Here is a 21,303-nt window from a genome sequence, read left to right on the forward strand (position 1 = left end):
CGCATTAGCCTGATGATCAGTCCCCCTTTTACGTGTCGAGCGCCGTCCTGCGGCTGCACCCTTCGACACCTCGCATGCTCAGGAGATCATTCATGAGTCAGGACACAGCATCACAGGCCGTACAGGACTTTTTCAAGCGGGCGACAGGCTCGTTCATCGATGGTGCCTTTGTCAGCGAGGGCTCGCCGCGCGACGTCATCGATCCCTCCACCGGCAAGCCGCTGACGCAAGTAGCCGAGGGCGATGTGGCACTTGCCGATCGCGCCGTTGCGCTGACCAAACAAAGCTTTGACGACGGTCGCTGGAGCAGCATGACACCGGCGGCACGCGAACGGATCCTGTTGCGTTTTGCTGATCTTCTCGAGCAGAACGGCGAAGAGCTTGCCCGGATCGAGACCCTCAACCAGGGTAAATCGATCAATATCTCACGCGGTGTCGATGTCGGCTTCTCGGTCGATTTCATTCGCTACATGGCCGGCTGGACCACCAAGATTGAAGGCAGTACACGCGAAGTGTCCATCGGCATGCCCGAAGGGGCGAAGTTCACCACCTACACGCTTCGCCAGCCTGTCGGTGTCGTGGCGGCGATTGTTCCATGGAACTTTCCGATGATGATCGCGCTGTGGAAAGTGGTTCCGGCGCTGGCGGCGGGCTGTACGGTCGTATTGAAGCCGGCCACCGAAACACCGCTCAGCGTGCTGCGGCTGGCCGAGCTTGCGGCCGAGGCCGGTGTGCCCAAAGGCGTATTCAACGTGGTGCTGGGCTCGGGGGCAACGGTCGGAACACGGCTGTCCGAGCATCCGGACGTCAGAAAGGTAACCTTCACCGGCAGTACTGAAATCGGCAAGCAGATCGGTCACGCTGCGGTCGAGCACATGGCGCGCTTTTCGCTGGAACTCGGTGGCAAGAACCCGATGCTGGTGCTTGAAGATGCCGACCTTGAAAAGGCGGTCAATGGCGCATTGATGGGCGGGCTGTTCAATCAGGGACAGGTCTGCGCGGCGGCATCGCGCTTCTATGTTCACTCAAGTCTGCATGACCGTTTCTGCGAACAGTTGGCCAGGGCCGTCGATACCATGCAGGCAGGCCCGGGCATCGACCCCGAGGCACAGGTCAACCCGCTGGTATCCAAACGTCAGCAGGTAAGCGTGCAGGGCTATATTGACCGTGCGCGTGATCATGGCGCCAACGTGCATATCGGCAACAAGGTGCCGGCCGAAGGCTTTTATATCTCGCCCACGGTGATCAGCGGTGCGACCCACGACATGGAAATCGCTCGCGAAGAGGTCTTCGGGCCGGTACTGACCGTAATCCCCTTCGATGATGAGGAAGAGGCCCTGCGCATGGTCAACGACAGCGAGTACGGTCTGGGAGCCAGCCTCTGGACCGAGAGTCTGTCCAGGGCCATGACAATGACGCCACGCATCGAGGCCGGAATCGTCTGGGTCAACACCCACGTGACGCTCGATCCGGCCATGCCGTTTGGTGGGGTCAAGATGTCAGGCATCGGCAAGGAATTCGGTCCGGAAGCGGTCAACGCCTATACCGAACTCAAGTCGATCTGTATCGCCTACTGAGCGCACCGTCGACCCGGCTCTGCCGGGTCGGCACCATCGCTTCTGCCCGCTGGCGTTTATCCCTGATCGGCACGGGGCTTGCACAATTACCGATGCCTTTTTCGAATCCTGCGCTCAGGTACTGCCTTTAATCATGTCGCGCCGATGGCCTGTACTGTCATGGGCGTTTGCGTGCGTGAGCCATCGATGTCGTGTGCGGTATTGCCGCGTATATGCGTCAGGCCGCGTACTCCAGGCGCGAGCGACGATATTCCCGTGGCGAACTTGCGAACTCACGCTTGAAAGAGCGGCTGAAGTGCGCCGAATCGGTAAAGCCCCATTTGTAGGCGATCTGAGTGATCGAGCGCTTCATCAACGTAGGGCTGGCCAGTTCCTCGGCACAGCGTGCCAGCCGCCGGCGTTGAACATAACGACATACCGTTTCCTCGTGCTGTTCGAACAGGCGATAGAGCTGACGCACCGACATATGGAAGACGCTTGCCAGCCGCTCCGGGCCGATGTCCTCTTCATGCAGATGCTGGTCGATGAATTGCTGTACGCAGGTAAACAGCGTGCCATCGGCTTCGTCCAGAAACGATGGCGTGAGGGCCTGGTGCTGATGGATCGCCGGCAGCAGCGCGACCAGGGAGTCCGAGATACCGCGCTCGCGTTCATCGGTCGAGGGCAGTGCTTCGGTAACCATCCGGTTGACCACCAGTTGCAGGATCTGGCTGCTGGCACAGTCGCCCGTGACCTTCATGAAGGGAATGGTCATGTTACCGAAGCGCCTGACTACATCGCTGCGCGAAAGATGCAGGGAGTCATGCTCGATCAGCCCGTGGGGAACGATATCCCAGGCACTGATGGAATCCATCAGTGCCATTTCGCCCGGACGCAGGGTAATGTGGGTACTGTTCTGTATCAGTGTGGCGTGCCCCTGTTTCTGCACCACCAGAAAACAATGGCGATCTTCATTGCGCCGCTGGGCACTGCTGCTGGTAATCTTTTCGACATTCGTGACGATATTGGCAATATCGATACCGCCGTTGGAGCGGTTCGCTATGCTGCCCTGAAAGCTTCGACGGTCGCCCGTGATGCAATCAAAATGGCCACAGGTTTGCCTTACAGCGCCAAGCCAGGCATCTAACGACATTGAAATTGCATTCGTGGTTGGCATTGGGTCACCATTTTCATTAATAATTTAATGGTTTGGTCGACGCTAAGAAAAAAAACGGTCTGACACCACCATCCATTGGTCAAGCATTTCCATGGTCCGACCGGAGCGCTTACGGCAATAAAGCAAATTACGTGCCATGCGCCCGAAGGAGTCATTGATGACAATCACGTTCCATCATTACCTTGATGCTGCCGAACACGCACAGCGTCTTGAAGGATGGCAGCATGAATCCAGCCAGATAGAAGCCGGGCTGTTCTCGGGAGAGATCGTTGATATCTCGAGCGAGAAAGTGCGGTTGTTTCGCGAAAGCGCCAATCTGGGGCTGTCGCAACGCATGCATTTTCCTGAATCGCAATGGCATCTGGTAACCCCCCTTCTCTGGTCCAGGGATGATCATTTCAAAGCCGATACGTTGACCGTACTGCCAAGCTGCGATCAGTTCTGGGGTGTATCGCAATCCAGCTACGATCTGCTGGTGATCTCGGTTGACCGAGGCCGTCATGAATGGCTGGCACGCGATGAGCATCGTCTACGTCAACTTGAGGTATCGCATGCGTGTCTGAATCAGGTGCGCAGCCAGTGGCAGTGGATGACCGACTATCTGAGACACCGGTTCCGCGATGAACCAGTGCCCATGGCGTTGCAGCGTTCCCTGACGCGCCAGCTCGAGGAGAGCATCGAGCTGTTGCTCGGCAGTGATGTGCTCACCGTCGAGCTGGATGCCAGCAACTATCGGACCCGGCGCTACATCGTTGATTACTGCCAGTCGCTGATCCACAGTCGCCCGGATGACCCGCCGTCACTGATGGCCCTCTGTGATCAGCTGAAGATTTCACGGCGTACGCTTCAGTACAGCTTTCAGGCCGAGGTGGGGCAGTCGCCGGTGACCTATCTGCGCGCCCTTAGGCTCAATGCCGTGCGGCGCAGCCTGCTTCAGGATCCCACCCAGCGACTGGCGGATGCGGCTGCCGGCCAGGGGTTCTTCCATCAAAGCTACTTCTGCCGGGAATACCGGCGGCTGTTTCAGGAGCTGCCCTCTGCCACTCGTGACCGCGCACTGGCGGCCAACCGGCAGGGCGCGGCGTAGCCGCCGCCCCCACGCGTCTGCCCCCTAAAATCGGCCGAACCGATAGGGCCGTGGATCGATGATCGGCTCATGATCCATGACAAGGTCGGCTGCGAGCTGGCCTGCCGCTGGAGAGGTGCCGAACCCATGGCCGGAGAAGCCGGTGGCCAGTGTCAGCCCCGGCACGCCCGGCACGGCATCGATGACCGGGTTTGAATCCGGCGTGATATCGATCATTCCCGCCCAGGATTCTTCCACGGTCATGTTCGAGAACACTGGCCAGGCTGCCGACAGGTTGCGATACGCTTCATCGTTGAGCCCCTGGTTGATCGCTGGGTCCGTGGTGCGGGCGCACGTACGCTCGAACGGCGATTGCCCATTCTGCCAGCGCCTTTTCTGTGTGAGGTCCCGCCAGAAATGCTTGCCCAGCGAGACCCGAAGCAACCCGCGCTGCGTACGCAGGGCATTCAGGTATTTGGAACCGACCAGCAGATGATCCAGCGTCAGCGGGGCATCCAGTGCACCGCGCTGAGTGACGATAAAACCGCCATCCTTGTGCTTTCTGAACGAGAAATCCGGGCCACCGACGGCGACATCGGTAGGACCTTCCATGGCGCCGGTACGGAATACCGATACGACGAGCGGGAGCGTCGGAAGTGAAATGCCAAGGTTGCCCAGAAAGCGCCGTGAGCCCATGCCACCAGCCAATAGCACCTGATCACAGCGGATCTCGCCTTGCTCGGTCACCACCCCACTGACGCGGCCACCGGAGCGGGTAATGTTGCGCACCGCGCAATGCTCGATGATTACCGCACCGTGGGCGATGGCCGCGCGGGCAATGGCGCTGGAGGCCAGCGTCGGTTCGGCGCGCCCGTCGGACGGCGTGAAGATGGCACCGGCCCAGTCCCCGCGCCCCCCTGGCACCTGGGCGTCGATTTCGCGTGGACTCAGTATTTTTGAATCAAGAGACAGATCGGTCACTGACTTGAGCCAGGCTTCGTGCACGGCAAGCTGATCGGCCGTGCGCGATAGAAACATGATGCCTGCTTGACGGTAGCCGACATCGTGGCCGGTGCGTTCGGCCATGGTGGACCACAGCCTGTCAGAGGCGAGCGCCAGCGGTACATCCTCGTGATGGCGGTTGGTCTTTCGAACCCAGCCCAGATTACGGGAGGATTGCTCTCCGGCCAGCCGGCCCTTTTCCAGCACGACGACCGGAATGCCTCGCTCGGCGAGGGTCAGGGCGGCGGTCAGGCCGATGATGCCGCCACCGATGATGACCACGGTGGTCGAGGCAGGAAAGTCGGTAGAAGTCTCGACGGGTGCGATTGTCGGTGCCATGAGCGTGTCCTGGTGGTCGGTGATTCAACGCGGTGTAATGGCCTGTCCGGTTACACTGCGTTGATTCAAATCAAGGGGCCGAGTGTCGTCCTACCGTGCCGAGGTGTCGATCAGATTGATGTCGGCACGGCTGGCGCCGCGATAGGCGGTTACTTCCAGCTCGACCTTGTAGACTTCGGCGCCCAGGGGGGGGCAGGTCACGGTGATGACGGGGTCGATGCCACGCATGGTCTCGCCGAACAGGCCCATGACGGTTTCGGTATCGGCCGGGTTCTGGATGAAGATTTTCACGGAAACGACATCGGCAAGGCTGCTGTCCACGGCAGCAAGGCCGCGTTCGATGTTGGCGAACACCTGCTTCAATTGTTCTCCGACGTCATCGGGAATTTCCTTGGTGTCCGGGTTACGCCCGGCAGTGTTGGACACAAGGATCCAGTTATCGACGGCCACCACACGGGAGTAGCTGGCATGGTTTTCGAAGGGGGAGCCGGTTTTGACTTTGGTGATCAGGGTCATGATGGAGTGCTCGCGTTGAAGTCGATGAAAGGGGCGGATACCGGCGGTAGTACCGATACCCGCAAACAGGCGGCTTGCTGGCTTATTTCAGAGCGGGTTCGTCCCACAGGTTCAGCTTGACGCCGATACCCTGTTCCACGGCCCTGCGATAGATGACCGTTGCCCAGGCAACATCCTCGACCGGCATGCCGCCGACCGACATCATGATGATCTCATCGTCGTTTTTGCGGCCGGGGCTATCGCCGGAGACAATCGCGCCCAGATCTTCCAGTGCACCAGCCTCGAGCATTCCGGCGTGAATCATGTCCATGAACTTCAAACCGATCAGCGGGATGCAGTTATGTGCGGGCTTGGGCACTTCCTCGTACCAGGCTTCATAAAGGCCGGTGTCATCGAGCACCTTGCGAACATCGGGGGCTTCCATGCCGGCATCGAAGTTGCAGGGGGCGGGCATCGCCAGAAATGCCCCTGGCTTGACCCACTCGCGCCTGACCATCGGATAGTCGTCAGGGTTACCGACTTCACCGGAGGCGCAATAGGTCACGATGTCGGAATCGCGCACCACCATTTCCACACTGTCGACGACCTGGGTACTGACCTGTGGGTAGTGCTCCTTCGCCCAGGCAATGAACTCGTTGACGCTTTTCTCGCTGCGCCCCTTGATCTTGATGGTATCGATATCGGGGCAGGTCTCGATGAACGCCGCCACGCTGGTGCGGCCCATTACTCCCGGACCCAGAAGGCCGATGACACGCGAATCCCTGCGAGCCAGATGCCGGGCGCCAACACCCGGCACTGCGCCGGTACGGTAGGCCGACAGCAGATTGGCCGACATGTACGCCAGCGGCGCAGCGGTATCCGGATCAGTCAGCGTGAACATCAAAATCGAGCGGGGCAGGCCCTTCTCGCGGTTGGCGATGTTGGAGCCATACCATTTCACGCCGGAAGTGCCGAAGTTGCCGCCAAGGTAGGCTGGCATCGCCATCATGCGACGATCCGCGGTCGGCTTCGGCATGGTGGGGAAGGGGGATTCTTCCGGGAACGTGATCATCGCGCCGTGGGAGTCATTGTTCGGCCCGGCCATGCGGTAATCGCCGATGTGTAACAGGCGAAACATCTCTTCCATGGTGTCCACACAGGCCGCCATATCGGTGACGCCGGCGCGGATCATGTCCTGCTCGGAGAGGTAGACGAAGTCAATCTTGGTATTGTTATTCATTGCGTTGCTCTCGACGAATACGTGTTCGAATGCGGTACGTTTCATAGTGCGTATCGAGGCGCGAAGGCGTTAGCACAGATCGGCAACTCGGTGATGTGCCGCGACCAATGGCTAAAAAAGTGGAAGGGATGTAATAGAGGGCTTGATGCTATTGACGGTATTCCTTCTCTATGAACAGTGAGTTAAATGGTCCAGAGGCTAAAGCAAGCCAGTTCGATCCAGAGCAGGCTTTGGCGAATATCGCAAAACGTATTACTCAATGCTATGAGATGGGGCTGACTCGAAAACTTAATTCTGGCTATAGGGATGCGGGTCTAAAATACAGTGAAGGAAGCGCGCTTTTCCGGTGCCACGTTTTGAGGCTCGATACCACCAGGGGCATGCCGGATGGGGAACGCTGCTTGATTTGATATTGATCCGTTTGGCCAAGTGCCGGCTTGCCTTTTTTGAAACGAAGATCACGAGCTCAGGCTTGATGATATCGATCACGCCATTGAGTGTCTCAGTGGCAACGTCTATATCCTTTTTTTGAACCTTGAGGCTATCTCCGGTTATCGCAGGGCGTTGGAACCCGTTCATGAACGCGACGTATCTGAAGAGATTACCGCCTCCTGAATATCCCGCTTCCCCGAGCGCTCGGTTCAGACGCCGGTAGATTTCGTGGCCTTTTGCCTTCCACTGACCGTTCGGTTTATCGAGAATGCCACGGGTATTTATCCAGCCCGGCTTATCTGAGTCGCTTAAACTCGACTCGGTGCCTTCATACCAGCGCTGCGCATCCAGATGGAGCGAGCTTTCCGGTGGCAGATAATGGCTTTCAGCAATCAACAGAATTTTCGGACTGTGATGACCGTAAAGGCGCCCCACGAAAGGGCGCATGCGTGGATAAGCCTGGTAGTGAGGCAGCTGTTCAAAGGCTTCATCGTAGTTCTGGCTATAGTGAGTCACCTTTTCAGTCATGCTCATCACTTGGTCCAGCTATTCGACAAAAGCTCGGCCTGCCTGAGAATCAACTCGATGACGTCCGGCGATTTATCCGGCGGATACTTGTAACGCTGGAGCGTCCGGCGTACCAGAATGCGCAGCTTGGCGCGCACGCTTTCGCGCACCTGCCAATCGACGGTAGTCGAGCCGCGAAGCTTGTTGGTGACCTCGACAGCCAGTGCCCGCAACTTATCATCGCCCAGCTCTCGTACCGCGCTTTCGTTGGTGATCAAGGCGTCGTAAAACGCGATCTCGTCGGGGTTCAGGCCCAGCGCCTCGTCGCGCTCCATATCGGCCTTGAACTGTTTGGCCATGGCGATCAGCTCTTCGATCACCTGGGCCGTTTCGATGCCGCGGTTGTTGTACTTGCGCAGCGTCTCCTGCAAGCGATCCGAGTACTTTTTCTCCTGCACGGCGTTAGTGCGCGTTTTGGCCTTGATGTCGTCCTTGAGCAGTTTTTCCAGAAGCTCGACAGCCAGGTTGCGATACGGCATCTGGCGCACGTCTTCGAGAAACTCATCGGAGAGCAGACCGATATTGGGCTTGTCGAGCCCGCAGAGCGCGAACACGTCCGTCACGTCCTCGGCCACTACGGCGTTATCGAGGATCTGCTTGAGCGCGGAATTTTTCTGTTCCTCACTCAGCGAACGATTTGTACTGGTGTGCTTGACCAATGCCGCCTTGATCGCTGATAGAAACGCGATCTCCTTGTGCAGCGCCTTGGCTTCATCCAGCGTGCTGCACAACGAATACGCTTTGGTAAGCTTCAGTACGCTATCGAGAAAGCGCTTTTTGCCATCGTCCAGACTGAGGATGTAGTTGGCTGCCGGCGGTAGCAGTTTGTGCGGTGCTTCTTCGAAGCCGCTATAGTCGAAGCCTTCACGGTTGGCGCCCTTGGCAAACATGCCGTGAATGATATCGAGCTTCTCTTCCAACACCGCGAAGGCTTCCTCGGCGCTGTAGGTTGGCTGCCCCCTGCCGCGCGAGTCAGTGTAGGTCTTGAGGGCATTTTTCAGCTCGTTGGCAATGCCGATGTAGTCGACCACCAGCCCGCCGGGCTTATCCTTGAATACCCGGTTCACGCGGGCAATCGCCTGCATCAGGTTGTGCCCTTTCATGGGCTTGTCGACGTACATGGTATGGCAGCACGGCGCGTCGAAGCCGGTCAGCCACATATCGCGCACGATCACCAGCTTGAGCGGATCAGACGGATTCTTGAAGCGCTTCTCGAGTCGTTTCTTGGTCTTCTTGTTGTAGATGTGTGGCGTCAGCAGCGGGCTGTCGGCGGCCGAGCCGGTCATGATGACCTTGATCGCGCCCTTTTCCGGGTCGTCGTCGTGCCAATCCGGGCGGAGCTTGACGATTTCGTTGTAGAGCTGCGCGCAGATGCTGCGGCTCATGGCGACGATCATCGCCTTGCCCTCGATGGTCTCGTTGCGCGTCTCGAAGTGCTCGACGAGATCCGCCGCGATGCGTTGTAGTCGCGGCTCAGTGCCCATCAGTTTTTCGAGGCGGCTCCACTCGCCCTTGGTGCGCTCCCGCGTGCCGGTATCCTCTTCGTCCTCGATGACCTCGTCGACCTGCTCGGAGAGCTGGTGGATCTCCTCGCGGTTGATATCGAGCCGCGCCAGGCGTGATTCGTAGAAGATCGGCACGGTGGCGCCATCGTCGACGGCGTCCTGAATATCGTAGATCGAGACGTAATCGCCGAAGACGGCGCGGGTGTCCTTGTCTTCACTGGCAATCGGCGTGCCGGTAAAGCCGATGAACGAGGCGTTGGGTAGCGCATCGCGCATGTGCTTGGCAAAGCCGTATTTATAGGAGCCATCCTGCTTGAGCGTGGCTTTCAGACCGTACTGGCTGCGGTGGGCCTCGTCCGAGATCACCACGATGTTGTGGCGACCGTTGAGAACCGGGTGACCCCGCTCGTCGTCCAGCAGGGCAAACTTCTGCACCGTGGTGAAAATAATGCCGCCGGATTCACGCTCGGCGAGCTTCTGACGCAGGCTTTCACGGTCTTCGGCCTGGATCGGGTCCTGCTTGAGCAGATCGCGCGCGCTGCTGAACGTGCCGAACAGCTGGCCATCGAGGTCGTTGCGATCGGTCACCACGATCAGCGTGGGATTGTGCATCGCCGGTTGTTGCAACAGCTTGCCCGCGTAGCAGACCATCGAGATGCTCTTGCCGGAGCCCTGGGTGTGCCACACCACCCCGGCCTTCTTGCTGCCAGGTGTGACCTCGTCGCCGTAAGTCGCGCGTTTCTCATCAACCCCGGCTGTAAGTTCTTCGGAGGCAATGACGGTCGCTTTCACCGCCTCACGAACGGCGTGAAACTGATGATACCCGGCGATCTTCTTGATCACCCGCTCGGCGTCGGTCTCGAACAGCACGAAGTAGCGCAGATAATCGAGCAACAGCGCCCGGTGGAAAAAGCCCCGCACCAGGGTTTCGAGCTGCCACTCCAGCAGGGGTTTGTCGTCTTCGTCCTTGATGGTGCGCCACGGCATGAAGCGCTCCTGATCCGCCGTCAGCGAGCCCACCCGCGCGGTGTAGCCGTCGCTGATGACGAGCGCTTCGTTGGTGATGAACAGGTCGGGGATTTCCGTCTTGTAGGTCTGTAGCTGGTTGAAGGCGCCGGTGATATCGGCGCTTTCACTGCTCGGGCTTTTCAGCTCGATCACCGCCAGCGGCAGGCCGTTGATAAAACAAACGATATCCGGGCGGCGGGGCTGTTTGCTGCCCTGTATGGTGAACTGGTTGATGGCGCGGAAACGGTTGGCCTTCACGCTCTCGAAATCAATCAGAAAGGCGTGGTCATAAATGACCTCGTCATCGCGCTTGTATTGCACCGGCACGCCGTTGAGCAGCCACTGGTGGAAGGCGCGGTTACTGAGTACGAGATCAGGGCTTTGCGGTTTACTGACCTGTGCCACGGCCTGCCGAACGGCGTCCTCCGGCAGCTGAGGATTGAGCCGAGCAATGGCCTTTTCGAGATCATTTGGCAGCAGAACCTGCTTGTAATCCTCGCGCTCCGGCGAGGCGCCGTCGTGGGCAATATCCGGCCCGTGGGCAGTTTCCCAGCCGGTGTCGCCAAACCACTCCAGACACAGCTGCTCCAGTTGATCTTCAGTCATCCCCACTCCCTTGCCACCTGCTGAAATCGTCAATACTCGTTGACACGTTTTGTGTCATCGCTATACTTCGCCGTAATACGCCCGGCGCCTCTTCACAGTTCACTGTGTACGCGCCGGTTCTCGTTTTTGCCTTCCTGTCCTGCTCATTTCCAGAGCCCCCACGACTGCCAATCGTCGATCAGACCACTGTCTCGAAGACTGACCGCACCGGACGCCGTCTGTGGAAAATCTTCCATGAGCGCACGAAAGCGCTGATGCCATTGCGAATTCGGGCAAATGATCCGCATCAGTTTCTGCATCAGGCAGAAATAGAAAAAGGGCCGCGCATTATTCAGCGCCTGCCAATAGGCGTTATCGGCAAGCGGGGCGGAACGCTCCAGCACGTTGATGTTCCATAGACGACTGTGATGCGCCGAAACGTTGCGGATGAAGTTCAGGCTTCGTAGCCATTCGGCCAGCGTATGGCCGTCCTTCGCGCCATACTTGGCGGCGATGCGATCCTGATCCGGTTGTTTCATGCCGGCATAGAGCTTCGACATCATGCCGAAATCCCACACCTCGACCGCCACCCAGATCGGTAACCGGCCATACTTGCCGAGATAGTGCGCGACGAAAGGCTCGCGGCGGGCACGGTGCAAATGCTGATGATATTTTTCCAGCCACAGTTGATGCCGGGTTCTGCCCTTGCCATATCCCTTTTTCAGTACCTGCTTGCTGAAATGGCCATGCAGGCACTTCGGGTTTTCGTGGGCATGAATGTCCTGCGCGCCCAGCAAATGCGCGATATCCACCCGCAGCGCCATTTCGATGCGCTCCAAGGCATCGAGTGCCAGCAGGCGCAGCTTCTTGTCGAACACGTAGAGATCTACCACCTCACGGAAATGGCTGTCGGCCACGAAGTCGTTAAGGCGACGCTTTACCAGCCGGCCGTCGTCATCCTGTGAGATTTCCAACTGCCGAAACGGATACCAATACCCGCTGAGCCGGTAATAGCCGATGCGTGCCAAATAGCTCAGCGCCGCCGCGCGGTCATCGATCTGAAGACCGCGCTCTTCAAGAATCGCGAGCTGCGCCTCAAACGATTTCCACGGTTTGGGCGCTGGAGTCACGCCGTGGCCTCCGGGTGTGCCTCTTCGGCTTCCGAAGGCGTCAGCTCGCCGGAGAGAAGCTTGGGGAGGAGGGTGTCGCGCATCGCAGCAAGCGAAGCCACCTCGTTACTATTTACTCTGATTAGCTCATCAAGGGCTTTGGCAGTTTTCTGAAAGGAAGACAGCACCCCATGAGGTGGTGCAAGCTGCGAGATACTCTTAAGGTTTTTTTGATTGATAGAACCAAAAACTGTTCCTTCAGAATCATACGACGAAAGCGCATGGCCAAGCTGAATGACAGAATAATAAGTAAAAGATGAGCAACCGGATTTATGTTTGATCGCTGCCAAACCACGTCCAATACAGCAATCAGTTAAAGCGATGTTGGTATCACCTACTGGGGCGCGCACACTCAGAAGTGTATCGTCCCACCTTGCCATTCGTTTAGGTTGCGTACAATACACTCGATTACTCGGAAACCTCTCTCCGAAATCTCTACGCCCTTGAAAAAAGGGTAGACCTTCGCCGGTTTCATTATAGGTATCTCCGGGTGGAGATTGGCCCATAGTCACATCAAACTCTTTGCCGACCGTTGATAATTCCCACCCTTCCGGAATCTCCCCCAGCTCACTGTCCTGCATTGCCGAGGGAAACAGCGCGGCGGTCTCATACAGCTCGTGGTAGCGCTCGGGATCTTCCCCGCGCAGCGCGTCGAGCTGCGCCGCCGTCTTGCCGGATATCGCCTGCATCGCGGCACGGTTCATGGTCGTTTCCAGATCGTCTATCGCGGGCCGCTCGTCCAGATCGGCGGCGTAACAGACGGGCGAGGCGGATTCATTGTCTGGTTGGAGCGCCTGCCAACGTTCGCGTGCGGCGATCTTGGCCTTGACCGGCTCGAAATCGACAAACCAGCTTTTGAACAGGGCTTGAGCCATCTGTTCGAGGGTTTGATTGATTCGATAATTTATTTCAATTTTATCATTTAAAGCCCAGATGACATCTGCAGCATGTCTCTGCTCTTTTATCGGCGGCAACAACACATGGAATGCTTTGACCTCTGGAAAATAAATTGTTTGATGCGTTGTGCCACGAGAAAACAGTGTATAGCTCGATCTTTCAGCAAACAAAATCGATGCTAGATAACGGTAATCGAGCTTATCCGAACAAACCCAGTTTACGAAATCCTGACTGGTAGCCATGGGTTGCCCCATGATTACTACATAGCCAATTGAGGCTGTGCGTGACAGACAAACGGTATTTTTAGGCAATAACCGGGCGGAAGAATTATCAATGCCAAGCTGGGTAGCATGTTGGTATGTATCTTGGATCACTTTTCCGTGATTGCTAGTTGCATCCTTGATACCTATCCATGGAATATCACCATCCCAGTATTCGGGGTATTTTCTGCTAGGTGTGTGGCCAGTTTCTAGGCGCGCTACGTCCGTCAACTTCGCCCATATCCAACCTTGTGGTGTTTGTGATTCTGGTTTACCCACAGATAATGCGATTCGACCGGGAATAACACCGTTAGTGGCATCACGCCCTCCTGTTTTAGTTTGATGCTTTTCAGATGTCATACCCAATTCCCCTGAGGTTCCGCTTGATCTCTCCTTCCAATCTGTCGCTTTCCTCGAACTGCTCTTTCAGCTGTGCTGTCAACCGCGCCATCTTCTCAGTAAACGGCTCGTCGTCCTCTTCCTGCGCTGCGGCGCCCACATAGCGCCCCGGCGTCAGTACGAAGTCGTGCTGTTCAATCGCGGCGAGGTCTTTTGAGGCGCAGAAGCCGGGCACGTCTTCAAAGGCGTCGGTGCGTTGCCACGTATGGAAGGTGTCGGTGATTCTGGCGATGTCTTCGCTTGTAAAATCGCGTAGTACGCGGTCGCGCATGTAGCCTTGCTGGCGAGCGTCGATAAACAGCACTTCGCCTTTACGTCGACGTTTTTCGACGCCGTTGGGCGAAAGACCGCCGGTTTTATCACGGGTCAGGAACCAGATACAGGCAGGAATCTGGGTGTTGGTGAAGAGCTGCCCCGGCAGGGCGACGATGCACTCGACCAGATCCTTTTCGACCAGGCGGCGGCGAATCTCGCCTTCACCGCCGCTGTTGGAACTCATCGAGCCGTTGGCGAGCAGCAGCGCCATGCTGCCCACGGGGGCGAGGTGATGCAGCATATGCTGCAGCCAGGCGAAGTTGGCGTTGCCCTTGGGCGGGGTGCCGTATTGCCAGCGCACGTCCTCGGCCAGCGACTCGTGCCACCAGTCCTTGACGTTGAACGGCGGGTTGGCCATCACGAAGTCGGCGCGCAGGTCGGGGTGCTGGTCATTCAGAAAGCTGTCGGCGTTTTTCTTGCCGAAGTTGAAGTCGATGCCGCGAATGGCCATGTTCATGGCGGCCAGTCGCCAGGTGGTCGGGTTGGACTCCTGCCCGTAGATGGACACGTGCTTTTTCTGCTCGGTGGGGTCGTAGTGGTGCTCGCGGGCGTGCTCTTCGATGAACTTGTCGGAAGAGACAAAGAACCCCCCAGAGCCCATCGCCGGATCGTACACGCGGCCCTTGTAGGGCTCCAGCATCTCGACGATCAGCGAAACGATGCTCTTGGGCGTGTAGTACTGCCCGCCCTGCTTGCCTTCGGCCAAGGCAAACTGGCCGAGGAAGTATTCGTAGACGTGGCCGAGAATATCCTTGCTGCGCAGATTCAGCGGTTCGCCATCGAGCATTGGTTGGGTAAAGGAAGTATCCGAAAAGGAATTGATCAACCCGATCAGCTTGTCGTTATCGACCTGGAAGCGGCTGATGCCTTCCAGCACGCCCTTGAGCTTGTCGTTGCTCTTCTCGATGGCTTCCAGCGCGTTGTCGATCAGCCAGCTCACCGAGCGCAGGCGCACGTCTTCACCCTTGCTGTTTTGCCAGAGCACCGTGCCAGTGGATAGTGCGGCGCTCTCTTTCAGCGTGCTCCAACGCGCCTCTTTGGGCACCCAGAACACGTTGGCCTCGCGGTAGTAGTCGAGGATCTCCAGTTCATCTTCGAGCGCCTGCTGGTACTCGGCGTCGCTGTCGTAATCGTCGCGCGGCAGGAAGTAGATGTTGTCGTCGGCGTCATCCTTGAACAGCGCCAGCAGCTCGCGTTGGCGCTCCTCGAACGCGTCGGAGACGTACTTCAAGAAAATCAGCCCCAGCACCACGTGCTTGTAGTTGGCGGCATCGAGGTTGTTGCGAAGCTTGTCGGCAGCGCTCCAGAGCTTGTCTTCAAGCGCTTTCAAAAATTGCTGTTCGGTGGTGGCCATGCGGGTCTCTTGTGTGTCGATTCAGGCGCGATCGATGCCGCGCAAAATAACTATATGTGCCTGCTAATGTAACCGGTCGGTTTACACAATGCGATGGTTGTTCTTGTCAGACGGGGGGCTGATTAGTGGGCAAATCAACGTATGAAGCATATCTTGTTGGAGTTATGAAGCGAGTCAGGTGAAAGTGCTTTTCGTGAATCCTGGCTGCCTGCATATAGCGAAAAACCCCGATGACACTCACTGAGGTTGAGGCGCCGACCTGGCATCCGTAGTCCATTTGCCATGAGTTTTGAGCTATCTTCGCTTGTTAATTCAAGTGCTCAATGGCGTACTCACTCCATATTCTGAATCTGCTCCCGCATCTGCTCGATCAATACCTTCAGTTCCACCGCACAGCGGGTGGTTTCTGTGACGGCCGCCTTGGAGGAGAGGGTGTTGGCTTCGCGGTTGAGTTCCTGCATCAGAAAGTCCAGCCGACGGCCAACAGGGCCCTTTTGTGTCAGTTGCCGCTCTACTTCGGCGACGTGGGTATCCAGTCGGTCGAGCTCTTCGGCCACGTCGGATTTCTGAGCAATCAGGGCCATTTCGGCTTCAAGCCGGTTGGGGTCGAGTTCGGCTTTGGCATGCTCTAGCCGGTCGAGGATCAGTTGGCGCTGGCGTTCCAGTACGGCGGGCAGGTGGGTGCGTACTTCAAGCACCTGTTCACGAATGCCGGTCAGGCGATCACGGATCAGTTCGGCGAGTCGATCGCCCTCCCGGGCGCGGCCGGCGTTCAGATCGGTCAGTGCCTCGTCGAACAGGGCAAGTGCCTCTCTTTTCAGTGCGTCTTCATCCAGCCCTTCACTGACGGTCACGCCGGGGTAGTCCAGCAGGGCCAGCGTATCCGGCATCGGGCTTTGGGGCAGTCTGCGTTGCAGGGCTTCCAGCGTTTCGGCGAGGGTTTCAAGTCGGGTGTGATTCAGGCTCAGGCTGGATGTGCCTTCCAGGCGTTCAAAGCGCAGGTGGCATTCCACCTTGCCACGAGAGAGGGCCTTGCGGAGTTTTTCCCGGTAGTGGGGTTCCAGATCGCGCAGGGCTTCCGGTAGACGAAAATGCGGCTCGAGGTAGCGCTGGTTGACCGAGCGAAGCTCAAGAGTCAGCGTGCCCCAGTCGGTGTCGCGGCGCTGGCGGGTAAAGGCGGTCATGCTATAGGCCATGAAGGGCTCCGTGGTATCGGGTGCGGGGCCGAAACGTGGCCCGAATTGCAACCAGTGTAACGGATTCCTGGCCCGGGACGTGTAGAATGGGTGCCCTTTGCGGGTGGAATATCTGCCCGGCACGCTTCAAGGAGAGATGTACATGCGCCCGAGTGGACGTACCCCCGATGCCCTGCGCGAGATCAGGCTCACCCGTGAGTTTACCCGGTATGCCGAAGGCTCGGTGCTGGTAGAGTTCGGTCATACCCGTGTGCTGTGTAATGCCACGGTCGAGACAGGCGTACCCCGCTGGCTGCGCGGCAAGAATCAGGGCTGGGTAACGGCAGAATACGGCATGCTGCCCCGTGCGACCCATTCCCGCAGTGGTCGGGAAGCGGCTCGTGGCAAGCAGGGCGGCCGCACGCTTGAAATTCAGCGTTTGATCGGCCGTAGCCTGCGTGCGGCGGTGGATCTCAAGAAGCTGGGCGAGTTCACCATTACGGTCGATTGTGATGTATTGCAGGCTGATGGCGGCACCCGCACGGCGTCGATTACCGGCGGCTGTGTGGCGCTGATGGAGGCGATCCGTCACATGCAGCGCAAGCGTCAGATCAAGAGTGATCCTTTCAAGCAGCTGATCAGCTCGGTATCGGTGGGGATCTACAAGGGGACGCCGGTGCTGGATCTGGATTATGACGAGGATTCTCGTGCCGATACCGATCTGAACGTGGTGATGGCCGAAGATGGCGGGCTGATCGAGGTGCAGGGCACCGCCGAGCAGGCGGCATTTTCACGGCTGGAGCTTAACGCGATGCTGGATCTGGCCGAGAAGGGTGGACGGGAGTTGTTTACCCATCAGCGCGAAGCGCTGGGCATACCGCAATAAGTCAGCGCTGTCGCAATGCGTTCAAGGCAGTGATGTTCTATCGATCGGGGCTTGTTCTGAGCCCCGATGCCAGCTGACGAAAAGCGTGGATCGCCTTTCCAGGCACCTTTTCCGGAGTGTCGCTACCGGCGACCCAAAGGGCTGCGTTCATCGCCGCGCCATTTAACAGTCGAGCGGTGGCCTCAACGTCGACCGGCTTGATGAAGCTTTCATCCATGAGTCTGCCAAGCGTTGTCATCGTGGCCTGCAGACAGCGATTCTGGCTGGGCCATTGCGCTGGATCGCCCAGTACCGAGGGGCCGTCAAGCAAAACGATGCGTTGTATCTCCGGATCAAGCGCGAGCTCGATATAAGCTTCTCCCTCTTTCATCAGTGCTTCCCAGCTGTTCGTTTGACGCTGGCCGATTTCATGGGCCTGCATTGCCATATCGCTGTCAATCTCTTCAACAACCGCGGCAAGCAGGCCACGCTTGTCCCCGAAATGATGATAAAGCGCGCCACGAGTGAGGCCGGCTCGGGCAGTAAGGTCATCCATCGAGGCACCGGCATAGCCTTTCTCGGCAAAGGCAGATCGTGCTGCCTTGATCAGGTTGGCGCGTGTTTCCTTCAGCATCTCTGCGCGACTGCGTCTGGTCATGTTAAACCCTGCACCTGTTTTCCCCGCCCAGCGACACGCGCTGTATCAACGTCATGGTTATTCGGCCGCGATTCGCTCGGGCGATCTTCTTTTCGTATCCGGTCAGGTGGGCAGTCGCGAAGATGGCTCTCCCGAGCCAGATCCTGAACGTCAGGTGTCGCTGGCTTTCGAGAACCTCAAGGCAGTTCTGGCCGCGGCGGACTGCGGACTGGAAGACCTTGTCGACGTAACGACCTTTCATACCGATCCGGAAAATCAGATCGAGACTGTCATGGCAATCAAGGACACGCATTTTCCTGCCGCACCCTATCCCAACTGGACGGCCGTCGGCGTGACCTGGCTTGCGGGCTTTGATTTTGAAATCAAGGTAGTGGCACGTATTCCCGGGTCATGTTGAACCGGGTGTGTTGCGGTCAGCAGTTTAATTCCAGGGTAGGGTGCCAGTGATGGGCATGGTCAGCTGATCCGATTGATCCGACCCGTCAGCCGCACAACGACACGGCGCCGACGGCTTATCGCTGTCGGCGCCGTTGCGCGAAGGGACCGAGTGAATAACCAAAAGCGGTCGATCACGGTCGGGCCGTCATCGATGGCAGGAATCAGAGCTCCAGATCGTACTCGATGATCAGCGGGGCATGCTCCGAGAAGGTGGCGCTGGTATCAATCCAGGCATCCTTCACGTTGCGCTGCAGGTTGGGGCCCACGACCTGGTAGTCGAGGCGCCAGCCGTCCTGACGCTGGCGGGGCAGCTCATCATGGAGCTTCGGCCAGTAGGTGTAGTGGCCGCCGTCGCGCTTGATCTCGCGGAAGGTGTCGATAAAGCCCATCGGGCCGAAGACCTGATCCATGAAGGCGCGCTCTTCAGGGCGAAAGCCCGGCGTTCCCTGGTAGTCCGCCCAGTGGGCCAGATCGATGGTCTTGTGGGCGATGTTCCAGCTGCCGCAGAAGATGTACTCGCGGCGCTTGCGACGCACCTTGTTGAGGTATTCGCTGTACTGGGTAATGAAGCGCTGCTTGGCATGGGGTTCTTCCGGCATCAGGAAGGACACCACGCTGAACTTGTCGTAATCGGCCTGCAGAAAGCGGCCTTCACTGTCGCACTGCTCGAACCCGACGCCGTACATGATGGCCTTGGGAATCTTCTTGCAGTAAAGCCCGACGCCTGAAAAGCCATCCTGTTCTGCGTCGAGGAAGTAGCCCTCATAGCCCTGCGGGTACAGCAGTTCTTCTTCGAACTCGAAGCTTTTGGCCTTGAGGTTCTGAACACAGACGACATCGGCATCCTGGTTGGCAAGCCAGTCGAGAAATCCCCTCTCGACGGCGCCCCGGATACCATTAACGTTGATGCTGGCGATTTTCATACGTGGTCCCTTGTTTTACGCGCGTGTATGATACCCGAGCTTTTAACATTTTGGTAAACGACCGGTATGAAAGGGGTGGGCATGCTTGATTATCAGCGGGAATTCATTGAATTCGCGATATCCGAAAACGCACTGGCCTTTGGCGAGTTTACCCTGAAATCCGGTCGGATCAGTCCTTATTTCTTCAATGCCGGTCGTTTTCATACCGGTCAGGCCCTCGATATGCTGGGCCGCTGCTACGCGAGCGCCATTGCGCGTGCAACGCTTGATATTGATGTGGTCTTCGGGCCGGCCTACAAGGGTATTCCGCTTGCGGCAGTCACCAGCCTGTCACTGGCCACCCATCATGACCGTAATCTGCCCTTTGCGTTCAATCGCAAGGAAGCCAAGGATCACGGCGAAGGTGGCACGATTGTCGGTGCCGAGCTCGCTGGCCGGGTGCTGATCGTGGATGATGTCATTACGGCCGGTACGGCAATCCGTGAAGTCATGACCCTCATTCAGGGTGCTGGTGCCCGGGCAAGTGGCGTGGTCGTCGCGCTGGATCGGCAGGAACGCGGTCAGGGCGGTGAAAGCGCCATTCAGGAAGTTGAACGTGAATTCGGCATGCCGGTGGTGCCGATCGTGACACTGGACCTGATTCTTGAATACCTTGAGCAGCATGCAGGGCAGGCCCTGCAGGGCCATGCCGAGGCCATTCGGGACTACCGTGACCGCTACGGCGTCACCGCATAACGCGAGCCTGACTGTTCGAACTACCGGCGTATTACTGCGCCTCTTACTCAGGATGACCCTCATGAAAAAAATTGTCTCATGCCTCGCAGGCCTCGGGCTAGCAGTTGCTGCCTCGAATGCCTTTGCCCTGAGCGTCAACGCCAACGGCAGCTCCAACGGCACCCAGGTCAGTGCCAGTCAGGGCCTGTTTCCGGGCCTGACTGCGGGTGTCGGTTATTTTGAAACCGATGATGCTGGCCATACCAACAAGGCGTACTCCGGCTCACTGATGTTTTCACCCTATACCCCCATTGTCGATTTAAGCGTCGGGGCACGTTACCAGTACTGGGACGCGCATGATGGTGATGGTGGCGGTGTGGGCCTGGGCGGGTCTGCCTATGTCGATACGCCCATTCCGCTGGTCTCCGTGGGGGGTTACGGATTTTATACGCCGGACGGTCTGACCCATGGTGATTACCAGAAAGGGTACGAATACGGCGCTCAGCTGCGTGCCAACCTGGTGGCCAACACCTACGGCTATGTAGGCTATCGCTATGTGCGGGCGGATTTTGACAATCACAGTGAGAGCACCATCGACAGTGGCCCGGTCTTCGGCGTCAGCGTCGGGTTCTGATGCTGGATATCGTGCTGTACCAGCCGGAGATACCGCCGAACACCGGCAACATCATCCGGCTGTGTGCCAATACCGGGTTCAGGCTCCATCTGATCAAGCCCCTGGGTTTTGTGCTGGATGACAAGCGGCTGCGCCGTGCGGGGCTTGATTACCATGAGTGGGCGCGAGTCAGCGTTCACGAGGATCTGGAGGCCTTCATGGAGGCTGTTGCGCCTGAGCGGGTCTTTGCGGTCACTACCCGAGGGCGCACGAGCTACACCGAGGCCGGGTTTCAGCCTGGTGATGCCCTGATGTTCGGCCCGGAAACCCGTGGACTGCCCCAGGCCATGATCGACGCCCTGCCGGAAGCGCAGCGGTTGAGGATTCCGATGCTGCCCGACAGTCGCAGCCTCAACCTGTCCAATGCCTGCGCCGTACTGGTCTTCGATGCCTGGCGTCAGCTGGGGTTTGATGGAGCAGTGGATCTCGCGTGGGCGCCGTAACGGCGCACGCCGGCTGCAGGAGATAACGCGGCAGGCCGCGCTATCTCC

At 58.1% G+C, this 21,303-nt stretch carries 19 protein-coding genes; 7 read left to right on the forward strand and 12 right to left on the reverse strand.

The features are described from left to right. Positions 1 to 92 precede the first annotated feature (92 nt). Positions 93 to 1,577 (forward strand): aldehyde dehydrogenase family protein, encoded by a 1,485-nt coding sequence (locus NAT21_RS10565; RefSeq protein WP_250938250.1) that lies wholly within the window; start codon positions 93 to 95, stop codon positions 1,575 to 1,577. 217 nt (positions 1,578 to 1,794) lie between these two features. Here the strand turns inward: NAT21_RS10565 and feaR are convergent, their stop codons facing one another. After that, positions 1,795 to 2,733 (reverse strand): transcriptional regulator FeaR, encoded by a 939-nt coding sequence (gene feaR / locus NAT21_RS10570; protein ID WP_265896844.1) that lies wholly within the window; start codon positions 2,731 to 2,733, stop codon positions 1,795 to 1,797. 157 nt (positions 2,734 to 2,890) lie between these two features. Here feaR and NAT21_RS10575 point away from each other — a divergent pair, with 157 nt between their 5' ends. Then, positions 2,891 to 3,820, forward strand: coding sequence for a helix-turn-helix domain-containing protein (locus tag NAT21_RS10575; RefSeq protein WP_250938254.1), 930 nt, complete (start codon positions 2,891 to 2,893; stop codon positions 3,818 to 3,820). Positions 3,821 to 3,844: 24 nt separating this feature from the next. Here the strand turns inward: NAT21_RS10575 and NAT21_RS10580 are convergent, their stop codons facing one another. The 9 genes from NAT21_RS10580 to NAT21_RS10620 all read right to left on the reverse strand — a co-directional run bounded on the left by NAT21_RS10580 (position 3,845) and on the right by NAT21_RS10620 (position 16,562). Then, positions 3,845 to 5,140, reverse strand: a complete 1,296-nt coding sequence (locus tag NAT21_RS10580) for an NAD(P)/FAD-dependent oxidoreductase (RefSeq protein WP_250938256.1) — start codon at positions 5,138 to 5,140, stop codon at positions 3,845 to 3,847. A gap of 90 nt (positions 5,141 to 5,230) precedes the next feature. Then, positions 5,231 to 5,656: a Rid family hydrolase gene (locus tag NAT21_RS10585; protein ID WP_250938258.1), complete on the reverse strand. Its 426-nt coding sequence runs from the start codon at positions 5,654 to 5,656 to the stop codon at positions 5,231 to 5,233. Positions 5,657 to 5,738: 82 nt separating this feature from the next. After that, positions 5,739 to 6,875, reverse strand: a complete 1,137-nt coding sequence (locus NAT21_RS10590; protein ID WP_250938261.1) for an ornithine cyclodeaminase family protein — start codon at positions 6,873 to 6,875, stop codon at positions 5,739 to 5,741. 288 nt (positions 6,876 to 7,163) lie between these two features. After that, positions 7,164 to 7,841, reverse strand: a complete 678-nt coding sequence (locus tag NAT21_RS10595; RefSeq protein WP_250938263.1) for a uracil-DNA glycosylase family protein — start codon at positions 7,839 to 7,841, stop codon at positions 7,164 to 7,166. Then, positions 7,841 to 10,993 (reverse strand): type I restriction endonuclease subunit R, encoded by a 3,153-nt coding sequence (locus tag NAT21_RS10600; RefSeq protein WP_250938265.1) that lies wholly within the window; start codon positions 10,991 to 10,993, stop codon positions 7,841 to 7,843. The genes NAT21_RS10595 and NAT21_RS10600 overlap by 1 nt, the downstream gene beginning before the upstream one ends. 143 nt (positions 10,994 to 11,136) lie before the next feature. Next, positions 11,137 to 12,102, reverse strand: coding sequence for an Abi family protein (locus tag NAT21_RS10605; RefSeq protein WP_250938267.1), 966 nt, complete (start codon positions 12,100 to 12,102; stop codon positions 11,137 to 11,139). Further along, positions 12,099 to 13,658 (reverse strand): restriction endonuclease subunit S, encoded by a 1,560-nt coding sequence (locus NAT21_RS10610; protein WP_250938270.1) that lies wholly within the window; start codon positions 13,656 to 13,658, stop codon positions 12,099 to 12,101. The genes NAT21_RS10605 and NAT21_RS10610 overlap by 4 nt, the downstream gene beginning before the upstream one ends. Continuing rightward, on the reverse strand, positions 13,648 to 15,366 hold the full coding sequence (locus NAT21_RS10615) for a class I SAM-dependent DNA methyltransferase (RefSeq protein ID WP_250938271.1): 1,719 nt from the start codon (positions 15,364 to 15,366) through the stop codon (positions 13,648 to 13,650). Before NAT21_RS10615 ends, NAT21_RS10610 begins: the two co-directional genes overlap by 11 nt. 332 nt (positions 15,367 to 15,698) lie before the next feature. After that, a complete protein-coding gene (locus NAT21_RS10620; protein ID WP_250938272.1) occupies positions 15,699 to 16,562 on the reverse strand; it encodes a YicC/YloC family endoribonuclease in 864 nt (287 codons plus the stop codon). Between the two features lie 142 nt (positions 16,563 to 16,704). Here NAT21_RS10620 and rph point away from each other — a divergent pair, with 142 nt between their 5' ends. Next, complete coding sequence (gene rph / locus NAT21_RS10625) at positions 16,705 to 17,427, forward strand: ribonuclease PH (RefSeq protein WP_250938273.1); 723 nt, start codon at positions 16,705 to 16,707, stop codon at positions 17,425 to 17,427. A 37-nt stretch (positions 17,428 to 17,464) separates the two neighbouring features. Here the strand turns inward: rph and NAT21_RS10630 are convergent, their stop codons facing one another. Continuing rightward, positions 17,465 to 18,064, reverse strand: a complete 600-nt coding sequence (locus NAT21_RS10630) for a TetR/AcrR family transcriptional regulator (RefSeq protein ID WP_250938274.1) — start codon at positions 18,062 to 18,064, stop codon at positions 17,465 to 17,467. On the opposite strand from NAT21_RS10630, the gene NAT21_RS10635 reads away from it, so the two are divergent. Further along, positions 18,063 to 18,461: a RidA family protein gene (locus tag NAT21_RS10635; protein WP_250938275.1), complete on the forward strand. Its 399-nt coding sequence runs from the start codon at positions 18,063 to 18,065 to the stop codon at positions 18,459 to 18,461. The genes NAT21_RS10630 and NAT21_RS10635 overlap by 2 nt on opposite strands. Before the next feature lie 202 nt (positions 18,462 to 18,663). On the opposite strand, the gene NAT21_RS10640 is transcribed toward NAT21_RS10635, so the two are convergent. After that, positions 18,664 to 19,425 (reverse strand): exodeoxyribonuclease III, encoded by a 762-nt coding sequence (locus tag NAT21_RS10640; protein ID WP_250938276.1) that lies wholly within the window; start codon positions 19,423 to 19,425, stop codon positions 18,664 to 18,666. A gap of 81 nt (positions 19,426 to 19,506) precedes the next feature. Here NAT21_RS10640 and pyrE point away from each other — a divergent pair, with 81 nt between their 5' ends. The 3 genes from pyrE to trmL all read left to right on the forward strand — a co-directional run bounded on the left by pyrE (position 19,507) and on the right by trmL (position 21,255). After that, complete coding sequence (pyrE, locus tag NAT21_RS10645; protein ID WP_250938277.1) at positions 19,507 to 20,160, forward strand: orotate phosphoribosyltransferase; 654 nt, start codon at positions 19,507 to 19,509, stop codon at positions 20,158 to 20,160. Between the two features lie 61 nt (positions 20,161 to 20,221). Further along, complete coding sequence (locus tag NAT21_RS10650) at positions 20,222 to 20,773, forward strand: YfaZ family outer membrane protein (protein WP_250938278.1); 552 nt, start codon at positions 20,222 to 20,224, stop codon at positions 20,771 to 20,773. Next, complete coding sequence (trmL, locus tag NAT21_RS10655) at positions 20,773 to 21,255, forward strand: tRNA (uridine(34)/cytosine(34)/5-carboxymethylaminomethyluridine(34)-2'-O)-methyltransferase TrmL (protein ID WP_250938280.1); 483 nt, start codon at positions 20,773 to 20,775, stop codon at positions 21,253 to 21,255. Before NAT21_RS10650 ends, trmL begins: the two co-directional genes overlap by 1 nt. The last annotated feature ends 48 nt before the right edge of the window (positions 21,256 to 21,303 follow it).

It is taken from the genome of Larsenimonas rhizosphaerae, assembly GCF_023700005.1.
GTDB lineage: Bacteria > Pseudomonadota > Gammaproteobacteria > Pseudomonadales > Halomonadaceae > Larsenimonas > Larsenimonas rhizosphaerae.